Here is a 24,010-nt window from a genome sequence, read left to right on the forward strand (position 1 = left end):
CCCACCCCGACGTGGCAACGGCTCCCAGCATACGTGCGCCCTGGGCCCCGGGCCCGCTGAAACACCATCGTGAGACGACCGCCATGACGGACCGCCCGCTCGCGGCCGCCTTCGCCGCGCCGACCCCCTTCGCCAAGATCAGTCGTACTCCGCACCGAGATCGGTCCGGTTCCGGCTCGAGATCGGTTCGAGGTACCCGCCCGGGCACTGCGCTCCTCGCCGCGCCGGTCGGTCACCACTCGATGACGGCGACCGCCGCATCGAGGGGGCCATCCGGGACGTCATCAGGCAGGCGGCCGCCCTCATCGAGCAGTGGGCGCCGAGGCGTCGCGCCCTGAGGCGGGACGGAACCTTCGGGCCCGTGGACGTCATACCTCGGGACGCCTGGCTGGAGGCGGTGGTCAACGCCGTCGTCCACCGCTCCTACTCCATGGCCGGGGACCATATCCGCGTCTCCATCTTCCCGCACCGCATCGAGGTGTCCAGCCCGGGGCGCTTCCCGGGGCCGGGCGACCCGAGCCGGCCGCTGGAGATCGCCCGCTATGCCCGCAATCCGCGCATCGCCCGCGTATGCGCCGACCTCGGAATCACGCAGGAGCTCGGCGAGGGGATCCGCCGCATGGTGGAGGACATGCGGCAGGCGGGCCTCGCCGACCCCCGTTACCGCCAGACCTCGACCAGCGTCGTCGTCAGGCTGGACGCGGTCTCGGCACTCTCCAGCGATATTGCCGCCCGTATGCCCCCCGGAGCCCTCGAGATCATCTCGCTGCTGCGCAGCACCGGCCCGCTGAGCACCGGCGAGATCGCCTCGGGCATGGACGCCGCCCGCCCCACGGTGCTCAGATGGCTCAAAAGCTCCGAGGGGAAGGGCTCGTGGAATGGAGCGGGCAGTCGCCGCGCGACCCGCGGGCCACATGGTTCGTTCCCGGGCTGTAGAGACTGCGGAACCAGTCGCCGAATGCCTGAGGAGCCCCGAACCGCGCTCGTCCGCAGGGCCCCGGCCCGCGCAGCCGACGGGGACTCCTCCCCATCGGAATATGGCCCCGCGGGCCGCCGCCTCCGTAGCATGTACCCATGAGCATCGAGGTCACCGGGGTGACGCGCTTCTTCGGCCCCACGCGCGCGGTCTGGCAGATGAGTATGACGGTGCCCGCGGGCTCGGTCACGGGGCTCGTGGGCTCCAACGGGGCGGGCAAGACGACTCTTCTGCTCATGCTGGCCGCGCTCCTGGCCCCCGACGCGGGCTCGATCCGCGTGGCGGGGCTGGACCCGGCCACCCAGCCCCGTCAGGTGCACCAGGCGATCGGCTGGATGCCGGACTCCTTCGGCACCTGGGACTCGCTGACCTGCACCGAGATCCTCATGACCTTCGCGGCCGCCCAGGGGCTGGACGAGGCCACCGGCCGGGAGCGCGCCATCGAGACGCTCTCCGCCGTCCACCTCCAGGAGATGGCCCACACCCCCGCCCGCGTGCTCTCGCGCGGGCAGAAGCAGCGCCTGGGCCTGGCGCGGGCGCTCGTGCACCACCCGCAGGTCCTGCTGCTCGACGAGCCCGCGGCGGGCATGGACCCGCGCTCGCGCGCCGACCTGCGGGTCCTGCTGCGCGACCTCGCCTCCGGCGGCGTCACCGTCCTGGTCTCCAGCCACATCCTGTCCGAGCTGGAGCAGATGGTGGACGGCGTCGTCTTCATGGCGCGCGGGCAGGCGGTCGCCCCCGCCTCCGCACCATCCGCCCCCGCGGCCCCCGCGCAGCCGCGCCCCGACGTCGTCGGCGACGACGGCGACGACGGCGACGGCAGCCCGAGCGACGACGGCGCCCGGACCCCCGCCGCGCCGCCCGCGGTCCTCCCCCAGCCGCTGCAGCGCCAGTGGCGGATGCGGGCGCTGGACGCGCAGCGGCTGTCGGAGTGGTCCGCCGGGGCCCCGGTGCGCGCCACCGCGTCCGAGGACGGCACGGTGCGCCTGGCCGTGCCCGACGACGCCGTCGCCGCGCGCATCCTGCGGGAGGCGCTGGACGCGGGGGTCGAGGTGGTGTCCTTCGCCCCGACGGGCGGGGCCCTGGAGGAGATCTACCTGTCGATGGAAGGAGAGCGGCGATGAGCTGGTCCGCCGTGCGCACCGTTGCGGTGCTGGAGCTGCGTCAGCGCGTGAGGTCCACGCGCTGGCAGGTCATGCTGGTGGTGTGGGGCGTCGTCCTGGTCCTCCTGTGCGGGGGCCTGACCGCGCTGGCGGGAATGACCGGCAGCGAGGCGGAGGACACCGCCCCCGTCCTGTACGACCTGACGGTCTGCTTCGTCCTGGGCATCGGGCTGATCATCGCCCCGACCCTGTCGGCCACCTCCGTCAACGGCGACCGCGCCGACGCGACCCTGGCGCTCCTGCAGGCCACGAGGCTGCGCTCGCAGGAGATCGTCGTCGGAAAGCTCGTGGCGGCGTGGTCCGCGGCCCTGGCGTTCCTGGCGGTGGCCCTGCCCTTCCTGGTCGTGTTCACCCTGCTGGGCGGAGCGGCGTGGATGACGCTGGCGGGCCACCTGCTGATCCTCGTGGTGACCCTGGGGGCCGTGTGCGCGATCGGGCTGGGATTCTCGGCGGCGACCGCGCGCACCTCGGCCTCGGCGGTGCTGACCTACCTGGTCGTCGCGGGCCTCGTCATCGGGTCCCCCATTATCACCGCGATCTCGGCGACGGCGGTTCAGGGGAAGCAGACGACGCTCTCCTACGAGACGGACTACAGCGCCTCAACGAACGGCAAGATGGTCTGCGAGACCGAGCCCCACGTCCGCACCAGCAATATTGTGCACACCGAGCGGATCTGGTGGATGCTCGTCCCCGACCCCTTCGTGGCGCTGGCCGACGTCTCGGGGCGGAGCATGGTGTACGGCGGGCAGTCGTCGTACACCGAATACGATAAGCAGCCGTCGTACCCGACGTCTCCGCTGGGGATGGCGGGGGCGGCCGTCGACCAGATGCGCAACCCCCAGCCGGAGGAGGTCGTCATCAACCACTGCGAGCCGGAAACGACGTCGAGCCCATTCGACTGGGAGATCACGCACCTCGCCTTCTGGCCGGTCAGCCTGGTGATGGTGCTGGCCCTGGGCGCCTGGTCGCTGACGTCCGCCTCACGGAGGCTGCGCACGCCCGTGCACCGCCTCGCCCGCGGCACGCGAGTGGCCTGACGGCGCCCGACCGGCGTCGTCCGCGCAGCTGAGACCGATCATGTTGATCCGAAGGGGTGGGAGAGACGGCACCGGAGCCGCGTCGGGAGGCGGCACGTCCTTGGGCCGGGACGCTGTCCGCGCCGTCATGAGCCGGCGAACGGTGCTCACGTGCTGGTTCGTGATCCTGGCCGTGACCTGCGGCCTCATCACGCTGTTGAAGGCCTGCCTCAGCGCCGGTACCGCGAAGTACCTGCCGACCATGTACGAGCAGCTTGTCTGCTTCATCCTGCTCATGATTCTCGTCATGGCCCCTCTGCTTCCGGCGACCTTGAGCCCACGGGCCGCCGCTGGCAGGTTCCTGGGGGTCGGGGCGATCGGGCTCGCCTTCATCGTGACGGCCCTGCCCTTCCTCATCCTCCTCGTCCTGATCGGTGGGGCGACCTGGGAGGCCTTCCTCGGGCACCTGCTGGTCCTCGTCGTCACCCTGGGGGCGGTGTGCGGCATCAGCGCCGGCCTGTCCGCCGTGACAGCGCCCTCGCGGGCCGCGGTGCCGCTGACGTACCTCGTGGTGGTGGCGCTGACGATCGGCACCCCGCTGGTCAAGGTGACGGCGGAGCAGGTGTCGGTCGGGGTGCAGCGCGACACCTGGGAGTTCGCCGGGGACTCCGGCTACTGCGTCCTGAACCCTCACCACAAGAGGGTCCCCCACGCCATGCAGCTCTGGCTGGTCCTCGTCCCCAATCCTTTCGCCGCGCTCGGTGACATCACCGCGCACCATCCCGTCGGCGACCCCGACGACTGGCACATCGGATGGCTGTACGACATCGGGACCGCAGTGGACTCCATGCGCGACGCGGACACCAGGGAGGACTGCAAGAGGAGGGCGTACACCTTCTTCACGCCCGCCGTCGCCCGCCACGCGCCCTTCTGGCCGGCGAGCGTCGTGCTCCTGCTGGCGCTCGGGTGCGGGGGCGTGGTGACGGCCTCAGCGGCGGCCTCGCGCTCCCGCCGAGGTCCCCCGCAGCCTCACGACGGGAAGTAGGAGCGCCTGGCGACGCCCACCACCTCGTACTCGATGCCCTCGGAGTCCTTGAAGTAAGGAACCGTAGTAGTCAGCGCAGTACCCCGGCCGGCTGCGCGGGGCGCGGAGGAGGCGCGCCGCTATCCGGAGGACGGCGTCGTGGATCGGGCCGACGTCCCGGGGACTGCCGACCCGGAACGCCAGGTGGTGCATCGCACCGGCCCGGCGCCGCGCCCGCCGCCCCCTTCGCCGAGATCGGTTCACTTCCGCACCGAGATCGGTCGTACTCCGGCTCGAGATCGGTTCATACTCGCGTCGAGACCGGTTCGCCGGACGGGGCCCGGAGCGGGTGTCCGTCAGAATGACATTGGATCCTCCAGGTCCCGAGGTCTACACAGAGACCCGCGTGATCATGCGGATCCGTCCGACACGCACAGCCCCCGCACGCTCCAATGTCATTCTGATGGACACCTGCACCTGTGCGACCCGGCCCGCCCGGCGCACGCAGATCCGCTTTCCCATCGCCGACGACGCTGACGCTCTCAGCCGATCGATGTCCTGAGGAAGAAGGAAGAAGCATGGCGCTTGACAGTGAGCCGCTGCTCGGACACCACTGCGAGACAACGGCAACCGGCACGCTGCTGAGTCAGCTGGGGCTGCGACTGTCCGAACCGATGCTCTTCGGCTCGGCGGAGGACACCGACATCGTCTCCCTGGCGGGCCGCCTCGTGCCCCGGTACGGCCACCGCCTCCGCCTGCCGCGGCGCGCCCTGCCCCGCCCGCTGCTCCTGGCCCTCGCGCCCAGGATCGGGATGACGCTGGGACACGTGCGGCACAACATGGGCTTCCCGGTGCGCTGCGACGCCGGGCTCAGCGCACCGAGCTGGGCGTCCGCTACCGCCCGGCCCAGGGGTCGCCGGAGGCGATGGTCGAGCAGATGCTGCCCTGCAAGTCGCCGACGGCGCAGGGCCCCTCTTCCGGATCCGCTGGCTGAGTCCGTGCGCTGAGCGACCCTCGTCCGCCTCGGGCGAAGGGCCGCTCAGCAGGTGGTGGGGCATGACCGCGCATCAGTACTCCGGCCGAGGAGGCGGACCGCTCGCCCCTCCGTCCTCCTCACCCGGCGAGGCCGCGGGCCGCGCGGCGGGAGGGACCGAGGACTGGGGCGGGGCGGCTGAGGGCGCCGACGGGGCCTCGGAGGCGACCCGCCGCCGGGCACCGGCGTCGTCCCCTGATCCGGCGGCCGCCCGCCCGCCGCGTCGTCGTCCCGCCGCGCGGTCACCCCTCGACGAGCCGCCGCCCCTCGAAGGCCCGCCCCAGGGTGACCTCGTCGGCGTACTCCAGGTCGGAGCCCACGGGCAGGCCGGAGGCGAGCCGCGAGACGGGCACGTCCATGGTGCGCAGCATGCGGGTCAGGTAGGCGGCGGTGGCCTCGCCGACGACGTCGGGGTCGGTGGCGATAATGACCTCCTCGACGCCGCCCCCCACCCGGGCGAAGAGCTCGCGGATACGCAGGTCGTCCGGGCCCACCCCGTTAATGGGGTCGATCGCCCCGCCGAGCACGTGGTACAGCCCCCGGTACTCGCGGGTGCGCTCAATGGCGACGACGTCCTTGGGCTCCTCCACCACGCAGATGACCCGCTGGTCGCGGCGCGGGTCGCGGCAGACGGCGCACTGCTCGGACTCGGCGATATTGCCGCAGGTCTCGCAGAAGCGCACCCGGGCCTTGACGGCGCGCAGGGCCTCGATGAGGCGCTCGACGCTGGCCGAGTCGGCCGACAGGATGTGGAAGGCCATGCGCTGGGCGGACTTCGGGCCGATGCCGGGCAGCTCGCCGAGCTCGTCGATGAGGTCCTGGACGGCGCCTTCGTAGACGGCTGGCATGTCAGCGTCCCTCCTGGGTCACGGTGATCTCCTCCAGCACTGTCGCCCCGAGCAGCCGCTTGACCACCTCCAGGCCGACGACGCCGGCCTCCTCGGCGTCCTCGTCGTCCTCGCTGGGGACGTCGTCCTCGACGGAGGACGGCGAGAAGACGGCGCCGCGAGCCGCGCCCGGCTGCGCCTGCCCGCGGGCGGCCGCGCGGGCCGCGGCCCGGGCGGCGGAGACCCGGTCGCCAGCGGCGTCGGCGGGCGCCCAGGAGTCCTCCGGCCCCTCATCCTCTTCGGGCGGGGGCTCCTGCGGGACAGGCGTGCCGTCGGAGAAGGTGGCGGGGCCGTCCCAGCTGACGGGGGCCAGGCCCTGGTGCTCGTGGTGCTCGCCGCCCTCGTGAGGCTGCCGGTGCTGCTCGGCCCTCGTCGTCGGCGCCGACGACGAGGACGGCGCAGCCCCGCCGGGCAGCTTCGGCAGGGCGTGCAAGCGGTGGACGGTGGCGAGGGGGATCGCATCGGCGGGGTCCGGCGGGGCGGCGTCGGGAGGCGGGGCGGCGGAGACGGCTGAGGCCGCCGGAGCCGCCGCGCCGGGTGACGGCGCCGGTTCCGGGGGTGCGGGGGGAGCCGCGGGCGAGACCGGCCGGCCGGCCGGCGACGCCGCGGACGGCGGGGCCGCAGAGGGCGCGGCCGGAGCCGATCCCACGGCGCCGGAGCCCCCTGGGGCGGGCGGCGCGGAGCCGGGCGAGACCGGGCTCGTCCCCCCGGAGCCGGCCGACGCGCGCCAAGCGGGCCCGGACGCGGAGGCGGGGCCCGTTGCAGGAGCGGGCCCCGCGCCGGGCGGTGGCACGACACGTCCGCCGCCTGCGGGACCGGTCCGGGGCGGGCCGGCCGGAGCCGCCCCCCCGGAACCGGCGGCGTCGGGCGATGCCCCCGGTGCGGCCTCGGGCGACGACGGGACCGGGGCCGACCGGGCCCGCGCACCGCCCGGGTCCGCCAGTGCCGCGGGGCTGCTCGGCGCCGCGGGTGTCGGGCGACCGGGCTCGGGCGAGGGCCGCCGGTCCGCGACGTCGGCGGCCGGGCTGGCTGCCGGGGCCACCGGCTCGGCGCTCTCCCGGGCCGCGCGCCGGGCTCCGGGGACGGCGATGACGCCCCACCCGTCGTCCTCCGCCTCCGGCGGTGCGGCGGAGGCCGGGGGCCGGGGCGAGGCGGGGGCCGATGATGCGGACGCCTCGGGCGAGAGGGCCGCGGGCCCGGGGCCGCCGCCGTCGGCGGGGCCGCCCATGTCGACCGGACCGCGCGGGGCGGAGGCGCCCGGCATGCCGCCGAGACCGCTCGGGGCACCGCCCGTCCCGGCGTCGTCGGGCCACCCGGGACCGCCTGCCCCGCCGTCCGGAGCGGCAGGGCCGGGGCCCCCTCCGGGACCTGCCGAGCCGGCGGGTCGGCCACCGCCAGGGCCGCCAGGGCCGGGGCCCGGGCGCCCGCCTGGGCCGGCCAGGACGGCGTGCACCTCCAGCCTCAGCCCGAGCGCCTGGTGCAGGGCCGCCGACAGCACCGGGCCGTGGCCGCCGTTCTCGAAGGCGTTGACCAGGCCCTGCCCGCTGAAGATGACCTCGAAGACGCCGTCGCGGATGCCGCCGGGCTGGGAGTTGGGGCCGACGAGCGCCCAGGTGGCGCGCCGCGAGCGCTTGGCCGCCTCCAGGACCTCCTCCCAGCGGCCGCGGATCATCTCGGCGTCCGCCGCCGAGTCGCCCCGCCCGCGGCGCTGCGAGGCGGCGCCCTCCGGGGGGCCGGCCTGCCCGCCCGAGAGGCCTGCCTGCGCGGGACGCTGGGGCGGCTGCCCGGGGGCCTGGGCGGGGGCGTCCCAGTCCACCGGGGCGACCCCGCCCTGCGGCGTCGGGGAAGAGGCGGGGGCCGACGGCGCCGCGGGGGCGCCCGACGCGGCGGAGGCGGGGGCAGCGGGCCCGGCGGCAGCCGGAGGCGGCGTCGGCAGACCCGCCGGGGGGGCCTCGACGGGCGGGGCGCCCCGCGCAGGTGCGCCGCCGGGAGGGGCGGGCGCCGCGCGGCGGACGGTGTCGGAGGCCATGGCAGGGCCGCCGCCCCCCGCGCCGTCGGCCCAGATGCTCTCCGCCCCGCCGGCCCCCGCTCCGCTCCCGGGCCGCTGCACGGGCGCCGCCTGACCGCCCGGGGCCTGACCGCCGGCGGTCTGCCCGCCCGGGGCCACGGCGCGCCGTCCGGGCACGAGCAGCCGGGCCATGAGGAGCTCGAGCTGGAGGCGCGGCGAGGTCGCCCCGACCATCTGCGAGAGAGCCTGCGCCGTCGTGTCGGCCGCGCGCGACAGGCCGGCCGCGCCGATGGTGCGCGACTGCACCTCCATGCGGGCCAGCTCGTCGTCGGGCAGGGAGCCGAGCGCGGGGCCGGCCTCCGAGCCGGCCAGGGCGATGACCAGCAGGTCGCGCAGGCGCTGGAGGAGGTCCTCGACGAATCTGCGCGGGTCGTGCCCGGAGGAGACGACCCGGTCCACGACCCGGAAGACACCGGCGCCGTCGGAGGCGGCCAGGGCGTCCACGCAGGCGTCGAGCATGGTGGTGTCGGTGTAGCCCAGGAGGGCGACGGCGCGGGCGTAGTTCACCTCGCCGTCGATCGCCCCGCCGATGAGCTGGTCCATGACGGACAGGGTGTCGCGCACGCTCCCGCCGCCGGCGCGGGTGACCAGCGGGAAGACGCCCGGGCCGACCCGCACGTCCTCGGCATCGCACAGGTGGGCGAGGTAGCCCTCGAGGGTGTCCGGGGCCACGAGGCGGAAGGGGTAGTGGTGGGTGCGCGAGCGGATGGTGCCAATGACCTTCTCCGGCTCGGTGGTGGCGAAGACGAACTTCACGTGGGCCGGGGGCTCCTCGACGAGCTTGAGCAGGGCGTTGAAGCCCTGCGGGGTGACCATGTGGGCCTCGTCGAGGATGAAGATCTTGAAGCGGTCGCGCGCCGGGGCGAAGGAGGCGCGCTCGCGCAGGTCGCGGGCGTCGTCGACGCCGTTGTGGGACGCGGCGTCGATCTCGACGACGTCGAGGCTCCCGGGGCCGCCGGTGGCCAGGTCCCGGCAGCTCGGGCACTGCCCGCAGGGGGTGTCGGTGGGGAAGCGCTCGCAGTTCAGGCAGCGCGCCAGGATGCGGGCGGAGGTGGTCTTGCCGCAGCCCCGCGGACCGGAGAAGAGGTAGGCGTGGGTCACACGATCCCCGCGCAGCGCCGCCATGAGAGGGGCGGTCACGTGGTCCTGCCCGATCACGTCCTGGAAGGTGTCGGGGCGGTAGCGGCGGTACAGGGCGGTGGTCACGGTCCGACTCTAAACGGGACCGGTGACGCCGTGCGAGACTCCGGGCAGATGAAGACCCCTCGCGCACCCGCCAGAGCCCGCTTACCCTTGCTACCTCCCGGTCCTGGGGGATTCACTGGATGACGCCGCACGAGGGGCCGAGGACGAGTGTACCCGATGACGGGCCGAGCCCGGCACCGCGAGCCGGTCACACCGCTCCCCCGGCCGCGGGGCGCGCCCAGGGGAGTGTGGGCCCGACACTCGCGGCCTCCTCCCTCTTCGTCGGGATTTGTTCAGGTCATATGGGGGTGGGGTCTGATGGCTTGTGGGCCGGGGCCTGGCGTGTGCGACCTCGTGGGTCGTTGGCGGCTGTGAGGGGGTCGGGGTGCCGAGGTGGGTAGGAGGTCCCGGTGCTTGCCGGGTGCAGGAGTCTGGGACTGGGTGCTCGTGCCCGTGTCTGTCAGGGTCGCGGCGGTCGATGCGCTGACGGGTGAGCTGATTGACGGGACGGTGCCCGGTGGTGCCGGCGAGGTCATGGCGCTGGTCACGCGGCCTGCGGGCGGGGTGCGGGGGTGTCAGGGCGACGCTGTGAGGCCGGTCCGACCGGTCTCGGGCGGGCCCGGGGCCCTGGCCGGGGAGCGGGGTCGCCCGCCGGGTGGCGGCGCCCTCCAGGCTGCTGCGCCCTAGCGGTGAGCGGGCCCGGGACCGATCGCACGGTGCGCGATCCTGCTGGCCCGCCTGGCGCACCGCGACGATATCGCCCGTGGTGCGGGTCCCCCGCCCGTCCCCAGGAGGGGGCCCGTGACCTGGCGGGCTCGCGCCCCGGGTGCCCGCGGCAACCTGATTGAGGGCCCGCCACCGCCTGCCCCAGGACGCTGCTGCGCCGCGGGATCGTCTATGACGGCGCCAGGGGCGCAGAGCCCGGACCCCGCGGGCGCCCCCCGATCCCAGGCCAGGAACAAGGGACCAGCCCCACCCCGCCCACCTGACAGCAAGCACCCCCATACCAGCCCCGCACCGAGACCGGTTCACGGGGCGGGCGGTCTCTTCTGCCTGCTCTGTCTGCTCTCCGACGCCGTCAGGGGCTCCCGGGTGTCGGCCTTGACCGGAAAACTTGACCGAAAAAGGTGGCTCCCACGCACTTTTAGCACCGACCCCCGCCCTGCCCTCGTCGCAGAACCGCAGAATCACACCGATCCCCGCCGCACCCAAGACCGCTGAGCGCCTTAAAAGTGCGTGGGAGCCACCTTTTTTCCACCGCGCAGCACCACTTGACGACTGAGTCCTGGCGAGGCGGGGGCCACAGGTCGGCCCGCAGGTGACCCGCCGGACGGCCGCCGCGCCGCGTGACAGATCCCACCGTCGCGGGCTGGTCTCGGGGAGGGGCGTCCGATATATTGCTTTCTCGTCGCGCAGGCTCGGCGTCCCGCCGCTGCTCCGTGACGCCTGGAGGATTCGCCTAGTGGCCTATGGCGCACGCTTGGAAAGCGTGTTGGGTGCAAGCCCTCGGGGGTTCGAATCCCCCATCCTCCGCCGTCGCCCCGGATCCGCCCCATGATCCGGGGCTTTTTGCGCACGTTCAGGGGACTTCCGGATGCGCGTGGGGAGAACGCCCCGTGGTCGCCGGTGGTATCAGGGCGTCAAGTCTGCCAGACTCCGCACATGCGTAAGATCACCCATGTTCTTGCTGTCCCCACCGCCCTTGTCCTCGCCGCAGGTCTGGCCGCCTGCAAGCTCCCCGGCACGTCCACCAGCAGCGAGACCTCCGCATCGGAGCCCACGAGCACCTCCAGCCCCGCTCCCGTGCCCACGGTGCCCTCGATTGCGTCCACCTCCGGCGGGGGCAATGTCCCGACCGTCCCGGCCAGCCCGACCCCCAGCAAGCGGTCCATTCGCGCCGCCGACCTCAAGGTCAGCGACTGCTTCTCCAAGTCCGGCGGCAGCGGTACCGAGATCAGCACCGTCGATGTCGTCGACTGCTCAGTACCCCACCAGTACGAGGTCTACAATATCTACACCATCTCCGCCAGCACCTTGCCCACCGGCGACGACATGGAAACCGAGGTCTACACCGCCTGCTACGACTCCTTCACCAGCTACGTCGGCACCGACGCCGACAGCAGCAGCTACGGCGTCTTCACTCTCCGCCCCACCCCCGGCTCCTGGGGCCAAGGCGACCGTGCGATCACCTGCGCGGTGTCCCCCAACAAGGATGAAGGCGACACCACCAGCACCCTCACCGGCTCCGTCAAGGACACGAACAAGTAGCATCACGGCCCGCAGCCCCGCCGGCTGAGGCCGCACGACGCCGGCGGCCCGCTGCGGGCCGGGTCCGCCTCGCGCTGGCGGCGCGCCCCGGTTCCGGGGCCCCGGAACCGGGAAGCTCCGGTCCCGGGGCGCCGTCATGCCCAGCCGCTCAGCGCCCCGGCCCGCTGCGGAGCGCCTCGGTCCACTCCGAGGCGGCGACGTCGGGCGACTGGGGCGTGCTGTCCGGCGCCGGGCCCAGGTCGGCGAGGAGCTCATCGAGACCGACGACGACGTCCGCCGTGCCGGCGGCCTCGGTCTCCCCCGGCCGGCTGGAGCAGGCCTCCGCCCAGTCGCCGTCCGCCGTCGGGGCCGCGCGCTCTTCGGCCTGACGCTCGTTGAGCATGTGGGCGGTGGAGATCATGAGCTTGAGGCGGTTGAGCTGGTTGACCTCGCTGGCTCCGGGGTCGTAGTCGATGCCGACGATATTGGCCTGCGGGTACTGGCGGCGGATCTCGCGGAACATGCCCTTGCCGACGACGTGGTTGGGCAGGCACCCGAAGGGCTGGCAGCACACGATGTTGGGGGCGCCGTTCTCAATGAGCTCGATCATCTCGGCGACCAGCAGCCAGCCCTCCCCCGCCTGGTTGCCCAGGGACAGGACCTTGGAGGCCTTCCGCGTCATGTCGACGCTGGAGGCCTCGACGTCGAAGATCCCCCCGGCGGCGAGCGCGGCCCGGGCCGGGGCCTGGGCCTGCTCCAGGAACCACACGGCGGCCTTCTTCTTGGCCAGGGAGTCCAGCCCGATGCCGTAGGTGTCGGCCTCCCACTGGGCGGTGGCCGGGCCGTTGATGAAGAAGGCGAGCATCCCGGGGACGACGGCCTCGCAGCCCTCGGCCTCGATCTGATCGACGACATGGTTGTTGGCGTCGGGCTGGAACTTGACCAGGATCTCCCCGACGACGCCGACGCGCGGCTTGCGGGGGATGTCTCGCCGCGGCAGGGCGGCGAACTCGCGGACCATCTCGCGCAGCAGGCGCCGGTAGCCCAGGCGCCCGCCCCAGGTGGGGCAGCGGCCCTTGCGCTCGAAGAACTCCCCGATGATCGCGTTCCACCGCTCGACGAGCCGGTTGGCGGACCCCTCCTCGGCCTCGTAGGGGCGCACGCGCAGCAGGCAGGTGTTGAGGGTGTCGCCGATGACCACGCCCTGGACGACCTTGAGCGCCAGGGTCGGGGTGATCCTGAAGCCGGGGTTCTCCTCCAGGCCCTGCACGGAGACGGCCAGGACCGGGATCTGGGGGTACCCGGCGTCGTGCAAGCCCTTGCGGAGCATGGCGGCGTAGTTGGTGGCGCGGCACATGCCGCCGGTCTGGGAGATGGCGACGACGCAGCGGTCGGGGTCGTGGGTGCCGTCCTCGAAGGCGCCGATGAGCTGGCCGATCACCATGATGGCGGGGAAGCAGGCGTCGTTGTTGACGTAGCGCAGGCCCACCTCGAGGTCGGCCCGGCTGGCCGACTCCAGCAGCTCGACCCTGTAGCCCAGGCGCCGCATGAGCGGCGCGAGCGGCCGGAAGTGGACCGGGCTCATCTGCGGCATGAGGATCGTGTGGGTGGCGCGCATCTCCTCGGTGAAGGCCGGGGTGGTGGCCCCGGGCAGCCTGCGCGGCGGCTTCCCCCCAGACCCGTCGGCCCCGGAGCCGGCCTCCGCGGGCACGGGCCCGCCGTCGCGGACGGGGTCCGAGGGCGCCCCGCCGGGCTCGGGCGCGTGTGCGGGGCTGAGGCTCGTGTCGATCTCGGCCGGCTCGTTCTCCAGCGGCCGCGCGGCCTCCCGGGCCTCCGGGCCAGCCGGCTGCGCGCCCGAGCCGGCCCGCCGGGCGGCGGCCGGCGCCTCGTCGCGGTGACGACGCCGGGCCTCCGCTGCGGCGGACAGGGAGCGCAGGCGGATGGTGGCGGCCCCGAGGTTGGAGACCTCGTCGATCTTGAGGGTGGTGTACACGTCCCCGGCTGACTCCAGGATCTCCTGGACCTGGTCGGTGGTGACGGCGTCGACGCCGCAGCCGAAGGAGTTGAGCTGGACCAGCTCGAGGTCGTCCGCACCGGTGACGAGCTCGGCGGCCTGGTAGAGGCGGGAGTGGTAGGCCCACTGGTCGCGCACGCGCAGGCGCACCTGAGAGCCCTCGGTGGCGACGCTCGCCTCGGGGCTGGGCAGGTCCTCCTCGCGCACGTCCGACCAGTCGGCGGGGGCCTGCGGGTCCTCCTTCCTCCGGCTCAGGCCGCGGCGGATGGAGGCGACGGCGCGGGACAGCGCGCCGCCCGCCACCTGGTGCTCGACGCCGTCGTCCGCCTCGGGCCGGACGGGCTCGGGCAGGATCGAGTCCTCCGACAGGACCGCCATGCCCAGGGTGTTGATGACGTCGGGAATGCCGTGGTTGATCTCGGGGTCGATGTGGTAGGGCCGGCCCGCCAGGACGATGCCCTTGCGGCCGTGCTCGCGCATCCACTCCAGGGTGCGGCGCCCTTCGGCGCGCACGTCGGCCTTGAAGGCGGCGTCCTCGGCGAAGCCGGCGGCCACCGCCCTGCGGGCCTCGGGCAGGGTGACGTCCCAGTCGGCGAAGACCTCCACGAGCCGCTCGGCGAGCTTGGCCGGGTTGGCCAGGTTGAGGAAGGGGGACAGCAGGCGCACGCCCGGCCCCTCGCCGTCGTCGCTCCCGCCGGAGCGCTCGGAGCCGCCGGCGCCGTCGCGGACCTGCTCGACATTGGTGCGGATGACCTCGGGGTAGGTGGCGACGATCGGGCAGTTGAAGTGGTCGTCGGCCCGGTCGACGAGCTTGCGCTCGAAGAAGACGCACGGGAACCAGATGGTCTTGATGCCCTTGTCGATGAGGGACCTCACGTGCCCGTGGGCGAGCTTGGCCGGGTAGCACACGTTCTCGCTGGGGATGGACTCCATGCCCGACTCGAACAGCTCGTGGTTGGAGCGCCCCGAGATCATGACCCGGAAGCCGAGCTGGGTGAGGATGGTGAACCACAGGGGGTAGTTCTCGTACATGCCCAGCACCCGCGGCACGCCGATCTCCCCGCGCGTGTCCTGCCCGCGGCGCAGGCGCCGGTAGGCGAAGGTGCGCCGGTACTTGTAGTCGTACAGGTTGGGCATGTCGGACTTCTTGGCGCGCCGCTCCTGGGTGGCGCCGCGCTCGCAGCGGTTGCCCGACACGTGGCGCTGGCCGTCGCTGAAGGTCGTGATGGTGAGCTTGCAGTGGTTCTGGCACAGCTTGCACACGGCAGTCTCGGTGGTCAGGCTGAATCGGGAGAGCTCGGCGAGCGTCATGAGGGTGGAGGGCACGCCGTCGTAGGTCTCCCGGGCGGTCAGGGCCGCACCGAGGCAGCCCATGAGCCCGGCGACGTCGGGGCGCACCACCTCGCGCCCGGTGAGCAGCTCGAAGGCGCGCAGGACGGCGTCGTTGAGGAAGGTCCCGCCCTGGACCGAGACGTGGTCGCCGAGCTGGTCGGCGTCGCGCAGCTTGATGACCTTGTACAGGACGTTGCGGACCACCGAGTAGGACAGCCCGGCGCTGATCTCCCCGGGGGTGGCGGCCTCCTTCTGGGCCTGCTTGACCGAGGAGTTCATGAACACGGTGCAGCGCGACCCCAGGTCAACCGGGCGCTCGGCCCGCAGGGCCTCCTCGGCGAACTCCTGGACGGTCTGCCCCATGGACTGGGCGAAGGTCTGCAGGAAGGAGCCGCAGCCGGCCGAGCAGGCCTCGTTGACGCTGATGGAGTCGATGGCGCCGCCGCGGATGCGCAGGTACTTCATGTCCTGCCCGCCGATGTCGATCACGGAGGTGACTTCCGGGTTGAGGCGGGCGGCGGCCCGGTAGTGGGCCATGGTCTCCACCACGCCCTCGTCGATGTGCAGGGCCGCCTTGACGATGCTCTCGCCGTAGCCGGTGACGCAGGAGCGCACGATGCGCACGTGCTCGGGCATCTCGACGTGGATGCGGCGCAGGATCTCGACGGCGGCCGTGACGGGGTCGCCCTCGTTGCCCGCGTAGTGCTCCCAGACGATATTGCCGTCCTTATCCAGGACGACGGCCTTGATGGTGGTGGAGCCGGCGTCGATGCCCAGGAAGCAGTCGGGGCGGGGAGGCTCGGGGCTCTCGGCGGCGCCGGCCTCGGGGACGCCGGCGTCGGCGTCGGCGGCGTCGGGGCCGACGCCGGGGCCCTCGGGACCGGCGTCGGGATGACTCCCGGCGGGCGGCTCGGGCCAGCCGGTGCGGGGGATGGTGGCGCGGGCGTGGCGCTCGCGGAAGGCGGCGAGCTCGTCGTCGTCGGAGAAGAGGGGCCGCATGCGGGAGGTGGCCAGGCTCAGGGCCTTGCGGGTGGCCAGGCGCGTGGAGAGCTCGGCGAGGGTGACCGGCGGGCCGGAGGCCATGAGGGCGGCGCCGACGGCGACGTAGAGCTGGGCGTCGGACGGGCAGGTGAAGGAGTCGACCTGGTCGGCCAGGGTGCGCTCGAAGGCGGTGCGCAGCTCGGGCAGGAAGTGGAGGGGGCCGCCCAGGAACATGACGTTGCCGCGGATCGGCCGCCCGCAGGCCAGGCCGGCGATGGTCTGGGTGACGACGGCCTGGAGGACTGAGGCGGCCAGGTCGGCGGGCTCGGCGCCCTGGTTGATCAGGGGCTGGAGGTCGGACTTGGCGAAGACGCCGCACCGCGAGGCGATGGGGTAGAGCGTGGTGTGGGCGGCGGCGAGCCCGTTCAGGCCCGGGGCGTCGGTGTGGAGGAGCTGGGCCATCTGGTCGATGAAGGCGCCGGTGCCGCCCGCGCAGGTGCCGTTCATTCGCTGCTCGGGGGTGGGATGGAGGTAGGTGATCTTGGCGTCCTCGCCGCCGAGCTCGATAATGACGTCGGCCTCGGGGTTCTTGGCCTGGACGGTGCGGGTCTCGGCGATGACCTCCTGGACGAAGGGCAGGCCCATGAGGGTGGCCAGGCTCAGGCCGGCGCTGCCGGTGACGGCGCCGCGCACGGTGGCGCCCGGGAAGCGGGCGGCGGCCTCGGTGAGCAGGCGGGTGAGCTCGCCGCGCACATCGGCGTTGTGGCGGCGGTACTCGGCGAACACGGGCTCGGGGACGGGCGTCTCGGGGGCCTGCCCGGCGGCGCCGGGCTCAGGTGGCTGCGCCGCCCGCGGCGCAGCGGGGGCGGGCACGGCGCAGGACTCAGGTGGCTGCGCCACCCGCGGCGCAGCGGGGGCGGGCACGGCGCAGGACTCAGGCAGGAGCACGAGCTTGACCGTGGTGGACCCGACGTCGAGCCCCAGGGTCAAAGACCGCGGCGCAGCGTGCGCGACGCCGGGCTCGTCCGGCGTGTCGCCTCCGGCCCCGGCCGGGGCATCGGGGGGAGTGCTGTCAGCGCTCATCGTTCACCCTCCTGACTGCGCACAGACGTCACGCGATCTGCTCGGACCGTATCGATAGCATCTGCCGAAGTTCAACGACGTTGAAATTTACAACGGGCGGGCCCTAGGTCCCACCTACTTTCTGTTGACATTCGGAGCGTTGCGTGCGGCGGCCCCGCCCCCGGCCGACACTCACCCTCGTCGGCGTTGAATAGCGCACGGGTTGCGTGACGAAATTCCCGGTGCCCGACGAGGCCCTCGCACCGCCCCCGGCGGCTCACTCATCACCTCAAACCTCACCGCTCTCGCCGTCTTCGGGAGGGCGCCGCAAGCACCCAGCGGGATCGCGGCGGGCTCGGCATAGCCTCCCACCATGAGCAGCGCCACCGATGCCGCACTGCCGGGGCGGGACGCCCCGCGCCGTCGAGGCCCCCGGCCGCCGGGCACAGGGTCGGAGTCCACGCGTCAGGCGATCCTCGACGCCGCTCGCGCCTCATTCCTCGCGAACGGCTTCGCACGCACGACGATCCGCGGCGTCGCCCGCACCGCCGGTGTCGATCCCGCCCTGGTGTCCTACTACTTCGGCACCAAGGGGGATCTCTTCGGGGCGTCCATGAACCTGCAGGTCAGGGCCAGCGAGGAGATTGCGAAGATCGTGTCCGACGACATCCGCACAGCCGGTCCGCGACTGGTCCGGCTGGCCATGACCGCCTGGGACGACTCCGAGGGCGGGGCGACCTTCCACGCGCTCCTGCGCTGGATCGCCACCGACGACTCGGCGCCCGAGGCCGTGCAGGCCTACGCCACCAAGCAGATCGCCGGGCCCATCACCCAGGCGCTCGCACAGGTCGGCGTCTCCGTCCCGCACGCCCGCGAGCGCGCCACCCTGGTCGGCTCCCAGGTCGTCGGGCTGGCCGTGATCCGCTACCTCTTCCGCCTGGAGCCCCTGGCGAGCGCGAGCGTCGACCACCTCGTGGAGGTCATGGGGCCCACCGTCCAGCACTACCTCACCGAGCCGCTCATCCCGCCCCAGCCCCGACATCGTTGACCCCCGCGGCACCCCCGCGGCACCCCCACGGCCTCGCAGCCCCGCGCCACCGCGGCCCCCTGTCGCCCGAGCCGCAGCCGGTAGTGATATGACGCTCGCCGAGACGCGCCCGCCACCGGTCACGGCCGGGGCGGCATGGCCGCTAGCATGGACGCGTGATCTTCAAGGCAGTCCGCGAGCGAGCGCCCTACCCCGAGCACGAGCTCGTGGAGCAGCGCGGCTGGGCCGAGATCGCCCCGCGCCAGGTCCGCCTCGACCAGCTCACCACCACCCGGGCGACACTGGATCTGCGCAACCTTCTCGACGACGACTCGACCTTCTACGGCGACCTGTTCGCGCACGTCGTCTCCTGGCACGGCGAGTTCTTCCTGGAGACGGGGCTGCACCGGGCGCTGCGCGCAGCCCTCCAGGGGCGGACCACGATCCACGCCCGGGTCCTCGAGGTCGACGACGCCGGTCGGCCGACGACCCCTCCCCCGCCCCCGGCGCCCTGACACTCAGAGACCCGGGGCCGTCTCGTCCACTACTGTGGGGCGCGTGAGCACCGCAGACCCCCGCGCCGAGTACCGCCGTCGGCTCAAGCACCGTCAGACCACCGTGATCGGCGGAATGATCACGTTCCTGGCACTCCTGGTGATCATCTGCCTTCTGGTGTGGTTCAACGTACTCCCAGTCCCCGACCCCGGGTTCTCCTCCGCCAAGGACGACAAGGAGAAGGTCTTTCAGCCCTGCCTGCCGCCGGACGCGAAGACGACCGACGTGTCCGCCATCCCCGTCAACGTCTACAACGGCTCGGACCAGACCGGGCTGGCGACCGGGGTCGCCGATCTGCTGAGCGACTCCGGGCTCACGGTCGCCAACACCACGGACTGGCCCAAGGGCGAGTACGACGGCGAGATCGAGCTGACCACCTCGCAGGCGGGGCTGGCCAACGCCTACACCCTGTCCAAGGTGTTCACGGGCACCGTCGTCGTCCAGATCGACGAGACGCAGGACGCCACCGACCCCACCGTGAGCGTCGTGCTCGGCAACGACTTCAAGAACGAGATGCTCTCCGCCGCCGAGGTCGCCCAGATCAAGCCCGGGGAGGCCCTGAGCGCCCCGTCCGACTGCGTCCAGGTGACCACCGCCCCGTCGGCATCGGCCACCGCCACCGACGGCTGAGCCGGGCGGGCGCGAGCCGGGAGCCGGGGAGCAGGCGCGGGGAGGGCCGCAATCAGCCCCTGGAGTGCCGCGTGGCGTAGGCCGGGCCCTCCAGCTCGGTGCCCGCGGGCGCCGACGCCGGGGAGGCCTGCTCAAGGTTGGTGCCGCGCATCCTGGAGACCCATCGCATCGCGTGGTGGACCGCGATCGCGGCCGCTGATCCCAGGGCGATGCCGCTGAAGGTCATCTCGCCCCAGTGCCAGGTGTAGTCGGCGATGGCCACCACCATGGCCACGGCCGCGGTGTTGAGGTTGACCGGGTCGGAGAAGTCCACGCGGTTCTGCACCCAGATGCGCACCCCGAGCATCCCGATCATGCCGTAGAGGATGGTGGCCGCCCCGCCGAGGACGCCAGCGGGGATGGTGGCGATGACCTGGCCGAACTTCGGCAGCATGGACAGGCCCAGCGCGGTGAGGGCGGCGACGACGTAGGCGGCGGTGGAGTAGACGCGCGTGGCGGCCATGACGCCGATGTTCTCGGCGTAGGTGGTGGTGCCCGAGCCCCCGCCCGCCCCGGCGAGCATGGTGGAGACCCCGTCGGCCAGCAGGGCGCGGCCGGTGACGTCGTCGAGGTTCTCCCCGGTCATGGCGGACACGGACTTGACGTGCCCGATGTTCTCGGCCACCAGCACGAGCACGACCGGCACGAACAGGCCCAGCAGGGTCGCGTCGAAGGCGGGGGCGCGGAAGGCCGGGGCCCCCACCCAGCCGGCCTGCGAGATCGCGGAGAAGTCGACCTCGCCGCGCGCGCAGGCGACGGCGTAGCCGATGAGCACGCCGATCAGGATGGCCAGGCGCCCGACGATCCCCTTGAACAGGACGGTGATCAGCAGGATCGAGGCGATCGTGACCAGCGCGGTGGCGGGCGCGGACCTGACGTTGTTCCAGGCGCTGGGCGCCAGGTTGAAGCCGATGAGGGAGACGATGGCGCCGGTGACGATCGGCGGCATGAGCCGGTCGATCCACCCGGCCCCGGCGACGTGGACGACGGCGCCCACCAGTGCCAGCGCCGCGCCGGCGGCCAGCACCCCGCCCTGGGCCAGGGCGGCCCTGTGGGCGTCGATCGCGCCGCCGCCCCCGGCCACGTACCCGGTGACCGCGCCGATGGGGGCGATGAGCGCGAAGGAGCTCCCCAGGTAGCTGGGCAGGCGCCCGCTCGTGATCCCCAGGAACAGCAGGGTGCCGACGCCGGTGAAGAACAGCGTCGTGGAGGGGTCGAAGCCGGTGAGCAGCGGGACGAGGAAGGTCGCCCCGAACATGGCGACGACGTGCTGGACGCCGATGCCGACGGTGCGGGGCCAGGTCAGCCGCTCGCCGGGGGCGACGACCTCGCCGGGCGCGATCGAGCGGCCGTCGCCATGCAGGTGCCAGAGGCGGGACAGACCTGAGGGGGGTGCGGGCACTGAGGGCGCTGAGGGCACTGAGGGCACTGCGTACTCCTGTCGCGGGGGAAGGACGGGGCGGCGGGCCGCCCGCGAGGCGGCGCCGCACGCGACAGGGACCGACGACGCCGACGGCGCCGAGCCCGTGAACCTGACAGAGCCCTGCCAGGCCTCCAGCATAGACGGCGCCCGCCGGCATGTCGCATTGCCCGGGGCGCGCGGCCGGGGATGTCTCACGGGTCACCAGTCGCCCTACCTACGGCGCATTGCCCGGCGCGGCCAGGGGAGCGACGCTCCCGGGGCGGGCGGGCAGCGTCCCGCGCGCCATCGCCCGGCCCGGCGCGCCCGGCCGCGTCTCGTCCGGGCGGACGAGGCGCGGCCCCGGATCCGCGGGCATGATGAGCCCATGAGTCAGGAGCAGCCCGTCGACCCCGCACGGATCGTGCCGCAGGGCTTCGTCTTCCCCGGCACCGAGAGCCTCGACCCCCGCGAGGTCTTCGCCGGCCCCGGCTACCAGGCCCCGCGGCAGCGCACCGACCCGGCCGCCGTCGTCGCCCTCGTGACGACCGTGCTCAGCCCGTTCCCCGGTTTCGGCGCGGTCGCGGCGCTCACGGGCTGGTGGGCGCTGCGCCGTCTGCGGAGGAGCTACGCCACCGGGCACGCCCAGGCGTGGCTGGGCGTCGTCGTCGGCTCGGCGACCACCGTGGGGTGGCTGTGGGTGTGGGTGATGTCGACCCCCTGATGCGGGGGAGGGCTCCGGGGCGCCGGAGATTTCCGCGATGTTTCTGAGACATGACCACCGCACCCCATAGGCTGGGCGGATGAAGCCCTTCATCATGGTGTCGACGCGCCCCGAGCTCGAGGCGGCGCAGCACGAGTACGAGTCCTTCCTGTCTCAGAGCGGCCTGCGCCGCGAGGACCTTCACCACGTGCTCCTGGAGGATGTCGATTTCCTCGACGCCTTCACGGCCGGCGACGTCTCCGGCGTCCTGATCGGGGGGAGCCCCTACGACGTCTCCACGCCGCAGGGGTCCAAGACCCGCTCCCAAATGCGTGTCGAGGAGCAGGTGCGCGAGCTGCTGGCGGTGGCGCTCAAGGAGGGCGTGCCGGTACTCGCCACGGGCTTCGGGCTGGAGGTCCTGGCCGGCTACCTCGGCACCTCGACATCCCAGGAGTTCGGCGAGGACCTCGGCGCCACGGAGATCTTCGTGACCGCCGAGGGGCGCGCGGACCCGCTCCTGGCCGACCTGCCGCAGACCTTCACGGCGCTGGTCGGCCACCACGAGGGCGTCGGCCAGGTTCCGGCCCACGCGACCCTGCTGGCATCCTCGCCCGACTGCCCCGTGCAGATGATCCGGGTGGGCGCCGCGGTCTACGGCTCCCAGTTCAACCCCGAGCTCGACGCCGAGCGCTTCGCCCAGCGGGTGTCGGCCTACGCCGACGCCGGCTACGGCGACCCCGGCCGGGTGGAGACCATCGTGTCGCAGGCGCGCAGCACCTCCGAGCACGTGGCAGGCCGGGTCATCCGCAACTTCGTGGCCCACTTCTCGCGCGACTGAGGGATCGGCGGCGGCCCTGGCCGCCCCCTCTTCTTCCGTCGTCGGCCCTGCCCGCCCCCTCGAGACAGGGCTGGCCGGGGCCGGGGCGCACGGTGTAGACCAGGTGCATGAGCGATCTGAATCACGCCAAGGACGCCGCAGACGCTGCGGACGCGATCGCCGCCCTCATGCGGGGGCGGCGCACCCTCGCCGTGACCGGAGCGGGGATCTCCACCGACGCCGGCATCCCCGACTACCGGGGCGTGGGCACGACGCCGGTCGAGCCGGTGGACTACGACCAGTTCGTGACCGACCCGGTGTGGTACCGGTGGGTGTGGGCGCGCAACCACGCCACCTGGCGGCTGCTCGACCCGTTGACGCCGACGCCGGGGCACACCGCCCTGGCCCGCCTGGAGGAGGCGGGGCTGGTCACGGGCGTGGCCACCCAGAACGTGGACCGGCTGCACTCTCGGGCCGGCCAGCGCACCGTGTGGGAGCTGCACGGCGCCTACGACCGGGTCGTGTGCCTGACCTGCGGGCGGATCGTCCCGCGCGCCGAGGTCGACGCGCGGCTGACGGCACTCAACCCCGACTACCCGCGCGAGACCGACCCGGCGCGGGTGGCGATCACCCCGGAGGCGGACCGGGCGGCCGCGGAGGCCTGCGACTTCGAGACGGTGCTGTGCGAGGTGTGCGACGGCCCGCTCAAGCCCGACATCGTCTTCTTCGGCGAGGGGCTGCCGGCCGCCATGGGCGAGGCGATGGACGCCGCCGAACGCTGCGACGTCGTACTGGTGGCGGGCACGAGCCTGGCGGTGCTCACCGGGCTGTGGATCGTGCGCCAGGCCATGGCCCGCGGCGCCGCGCTCGTCGTCATCAACCGCGGGCCGACCGCCGTCGACGAGGTGGCCGACGTGCGCGTCCAGGGCGGGACGAGCCAGGCGCTCGCGCCGCTGGCCCGGGCCCTGGGGGCCTGACCGGAGCCCCGCGGACCGCCCGCCCTCCGACGCCCTCCCCTTCACCGAGATCGGTCGATCTCCGGCTCGAGATCGGTCGCACATGTGCACATATGCGCGGCGAGGGCCCGCGGGGCTCAGTCGCGGGCGTAGTGCTCGGCGAAGTTGCGCAGCACGGCCCAGGACTGGCTCACGTCCTGGGCGCGTGTCCAGGCCTGGACGGCCGGCAGCTCGTCGGGGTCGAAGTAGCCGTGGTCGGCGTAGAAGGCCTGGCGGTGGGCGAAGGACTCGCCGTCGAGCTCGGGGTGGAACTGCGTGGCGTACAGGTTGGTCCGCATGCGCAGCATCTGGACCGGGCAGGGCCGGGACGTCGCCAGCACGACGGCGCCGGGCGGGGGCGTGAGGATGGCGTCGTTGTGGGCGACGAAGGCCTGGAAGGTCGGGGTCATGCCGGCGCACAGCGGGTCGGCCCGGCCGGCGGCGGTCAGGGTGATCTCGGGGGCGCCGACCTCCTCGGCGTAGGTGCCGTCGATGACGGCCCCCTGGTGGCGCGCGAGGGTGCCGATGCCGTAGCAGGCGCCGAGGAAGGGGAAGTCGGCGGCGACGACGCGGTCGAGCAGGGCGGCGAACTCGGCCTCGACGCGCCGCTGGGTGGCGGACTTCGCGGCCTCGGGAGTGGTGGTGTTGAAGGGGGAGCCCCCCACCATAATGCCGGAGTACGCGCCCAGATCGAGGTCGGGCATGGGCCCCGCCTCCAGGCGGATGCGGCACAGGTCGCGCTCCTGCAGGCCGGTGCGGGTGAGGAAGGCGTCGTACTCGGCGTCCGCCGGACCGTCGTCGTCCCGGGTGGCGAGCAGGATGAAGGGCTTCACGGGCGCACTTTAGCGGCAGCGGGG

Annotated in this window: 17 protein-coding genes, 1 tRNA gene and 1 other RNA gene; 13 read left to right on the top strand and 6 right to left on the bottom strand. The window is 73.4% G+C overall.

The genetic code is table 11. The annotated features are described in order from the left end of the window. Nucleotides 1-361 precede the first annotated feature (361 nt). The 5 genes from AIF0345_RS15250 (at nucleotide 362) to AIF0345_RS15270 (ending at nucleotide 5,186) form a co-directional block, all read left to right on the top strand. Entirely contained in the window at nucleotides 362-1,078 is a 717-nt protein-coding gene (locus AIF0345_RS15250; RefSeq protein ID WP_268918651.1) for an ATP-binding protein, read from the top strand. After that, nucleotides 1,075-2,100: an ABC transporter ATP-binding protein gene (locus AIF0345_RS15255; protein WP_268918650.1), complete on the top strand. Its 1,026-nt coding sequence runs from the start codon at nucleotides 1,075-1,077 to the stop codon at nucleotides 2,098-2,100. The genes AIF0345_RS15250 and AIF0345_RS15255 overlap by 4 nt, the downstream gene beginning before the upstream one ends. Beyond that, entirely contained in the window at nucleotides 2,097-3,176 is a 1,080-nt protein-coding gene (locus tag AIF0345_RS15260; RefSeq protein ID WP_268918649.1) for an ABC transporter permease, read from the top strand. Before AIF0345_RS15255 ends, AIF0345_RS15260 begins: the two co-directional genes overlap by 4 nt. 127 nt (nucleotides 3,177-3,303) lie before the next feature. Beyond that, the gene (locus tag AIF0345_RS15265; protein ID WP_268918648.1) at nucleotides 3,304-4,200 is read left to right on the top strand and encodes an ABC-2 transporter permease; all 897 of its coding nucleotides are present in this window, start codon (nucleotides 3,304-3,306) and stop codon (nucleotides 4,198-4,200) included. Nucleotides 4,201-4,757: 557 nt separating this feature from the next. After that, entirely contained in the window at nucleotides 4,758-5,186 is a 429-nt protein-coding gene (locus AIF0345_RS15270; protein WP_268918647.1) for a hypothetical protein, read from the top strand. A gap of 268 nt (nucleotides 5,187-5,454) precedes the next feature. Here AIF0345_RS15270 and recR read toward each other — a convergent pair whose 3' ends face one another. The 3 genes from recR to ffs all read right to left on the bottom strand — a co-directional run bounded on the left by recR (nucleotide 5,455) and on the right by ffs (nucleotide 9,515). Beyond that, complete coding sequence (recR, locus tag AIF0345_RS15275) at nucleotides 5,455-6,060, bottom strand: recombination mediator RecR (protein ID WP_043563621.1); 606 nt, start codon at nucleotides 6,058-6,060, stop codon at nucleotides 5,455-5,457. 1 nt (nucleotide 6,061) lies between these two features. Beyond that, nucleotides 6,062-9,373, bottom strand: coding sequence for a DNA polymerase III subunit gamma and tau (locus AIF0345_RS15280; RefSeq protein WP_285296612.1), 3,312 nt, complete (start codon nucleotides 9,371-9,373; stop codon nucleotides 6,062-6,064). Nucleotides 9,374-9,420: 47 nt separating this feature from the next. Continuing rightward, an RNA gene (gene ffs / locus AIF0345_RS15285) (signal recognition particle sRNA small type) lies at nucleotides 9,421-9,515 on the bottom strand. Between the two features lie 1,285 nt (nucleotides 9,516-10,800). Between ffs and AIF0345_RS15290 the strand changes: the two genes are divergently transcribed. Both AIF0345_RS15290 and AIF0345_RS15295 read left to right on the top strand, forming a co-directional pair. Next, nucleotides 10,801-10,885: transfer RNA gene (locus AIF0345_RS15290), tRNA-Ser, on the top strand. A gap of 129 nt (nucleotides 10,886-11,014) precedes the next feature. Beyond that, a complete protein-coding gene (locus AIF0345_RS15295; RefSeq protein WP_268918623.1) occupies nucleotides 11,015-11,620 on the top strand; it encodes a septum formation family protein in 606 nt (201 codons plus the stop codon). Nucleotides 11,621-11,768: 148 nt separating this feature from the next. On the opposite strand, the gene AIF0345_RS15300 is transcribed toward AIF0345_RS15295, so the two are convergent. Beyond that, nucleotides 11,769-17,009 carry an acyl-CoA dehydratase activase-related protein gene (locus AIF0345_RS15300; protein WP_285296613.1) on the bottom strand — a complete coding sequence of 1,747 codons (5,241 nt, stop codon included), beginning with the start codon at nucleotides 17,007-17,009 and terminating at the stop codon, nucleotides 11,769-11,771. Between the two features lie 352 nt (nucleotides 17,010-17,361). Here AIF0345_RS15300 and AIF0345_RS15305 point away from each other — a divergent pair, with 352 nt between their 5' ends. The 3 genes from AIF0345_RS15305 (at nucleotide 17,362) to AIF0345_RS15315 (ending at nucleotide 19,200) form a co-directional block, all read left to right on the top strand. Next, entirely contained in the window at nucleotides 17,362-18,036 is a 675-nt protein-coding gene (locus tag AIF0345_RS15305) for a TetR/AcrR family transcriptional regulator (protein ID WP_084682613.1), read from the top strand. A gap of 155 nt (nucleotides 18,037-18,191) precedes the next feature. Beyond that, nucleotides 18,192-18,530, top strand: a complete 339-nt coding sequence (locus AIF0345_RS15310) for a hypothetical protein (RefSeq protein ID WP_043563656.1) — start codon at nucleotides 18,192-18,194, stop codon at nucleotides 18,528-18,530. Between the two features lie 43 nt (nucleotides 18,531-18,573). Further along, entirely contained in the window at nucleotides 18,574-19,200 is a 627-nt protein-coding gene (locus AIF0345_RS15315) for a LytR C-terminal domain-containing protein (protein ID WP_268918625.1), read from the top strand. Between the two features lie 52 nt (nucleotides 19,201-19,252). Here the strand turns inward: AIF0345_RS15315 and AIF0345_RS15320 are convergent, their stop codons facing one another. Beyond that, nucleotides 19,253-20,668 carry a uracil-xanthine permease family protein gene (locus tag AIF0345_RS15320; protein ID WP_404975948.1) on the bottom strand — a complete coding sequence of 472 codons (1,416 nt, stop codon included), beginning with the start codon at nucleotides 20,666-20,668 and terminating at the stop codon, nucleotides 19,253-19,255. A gap of 358 nt (nucleotides 20,669-21,026) precedes the next feature. Here AIF0345_RS15320 and AIF0345_RS15325 point away from each other — a divergent pair, with 358 nt between their 5' ends. The 3 genes from AIF0345_RS15325 (at nucleotide 21,027) to AIF0345_RS15335 (ending at nucleotide 23,135) form a co-directional block, all read left to right on the top strand. Then, the gene (locus tag AIF0345_RS15325) at nucleotides 21,027-21,362 is read left to right on the top strand and encodes a DUF4190 domain-containing protein (protein ID WP_043563651.1); all 336 of its coding nucleotides are present in this window, start codon (nucleotides 21,027-21,029) and stop codon (nucleotides 21,360-21,362) included. 79 nt (nucleotides 21,363-21,441) lie between these two features. Next, the gene (locus AIF0345_RS15330; RefSeq protein WP_273168441.1) at nucleotides 21,442-22,179 is read left to right on the top strand and encodes a glutamine amidotransferase-related protein; all 738 of its coding nucleotides are present in this window, start codon (nucleotides 21,442-21,444) and stop codon (nucleotides 22,177-22,179) included. 107 nt (nucleotides 22,180-22,286) lie between these two features. Continuing rightward, nucleotides 22,287-23,135, top strand: coding sequence for a Sir2 family NAD-dependent protein deacetylase (locus AIF0345_RS15335; protein WP_268918628.1), 849 nt, complete (start codon nucleotides 22,287-22,289; stop codon nucleotides 23,133-23,135). Nucleotides 23,136-23,251: 116 nt separating this feature from the next. On the opposite strand, the gene AIF0345_RS15340 is transcribed toward AIF0345_RS15335, so the two are convergent. Next, the gene (locus tag AIF0345_RS15340; protein ID WP_043563646.1) at nucleotides 23,252-23,986 is read right to left on the bottom strand and encodes a glutamine amidotransferase; all 735 of its coding nucleotides are present in this window, start codon (nucleotides 23,984-23,986) and stop codon (nucleotides 23,252-23,254) included. Nucleotides 23,987-24,010 lie beyond the last annotated feature (24 nt).

The organism is Actinomyces israelii (assembly GCF_030253495.1).
Classification (GTDB): Bacteria; Actinomycetota; Actinomycetes; order Actinomycetales; family Actinomycetaceae; genus Actinomyces; species Actinomyces israelii.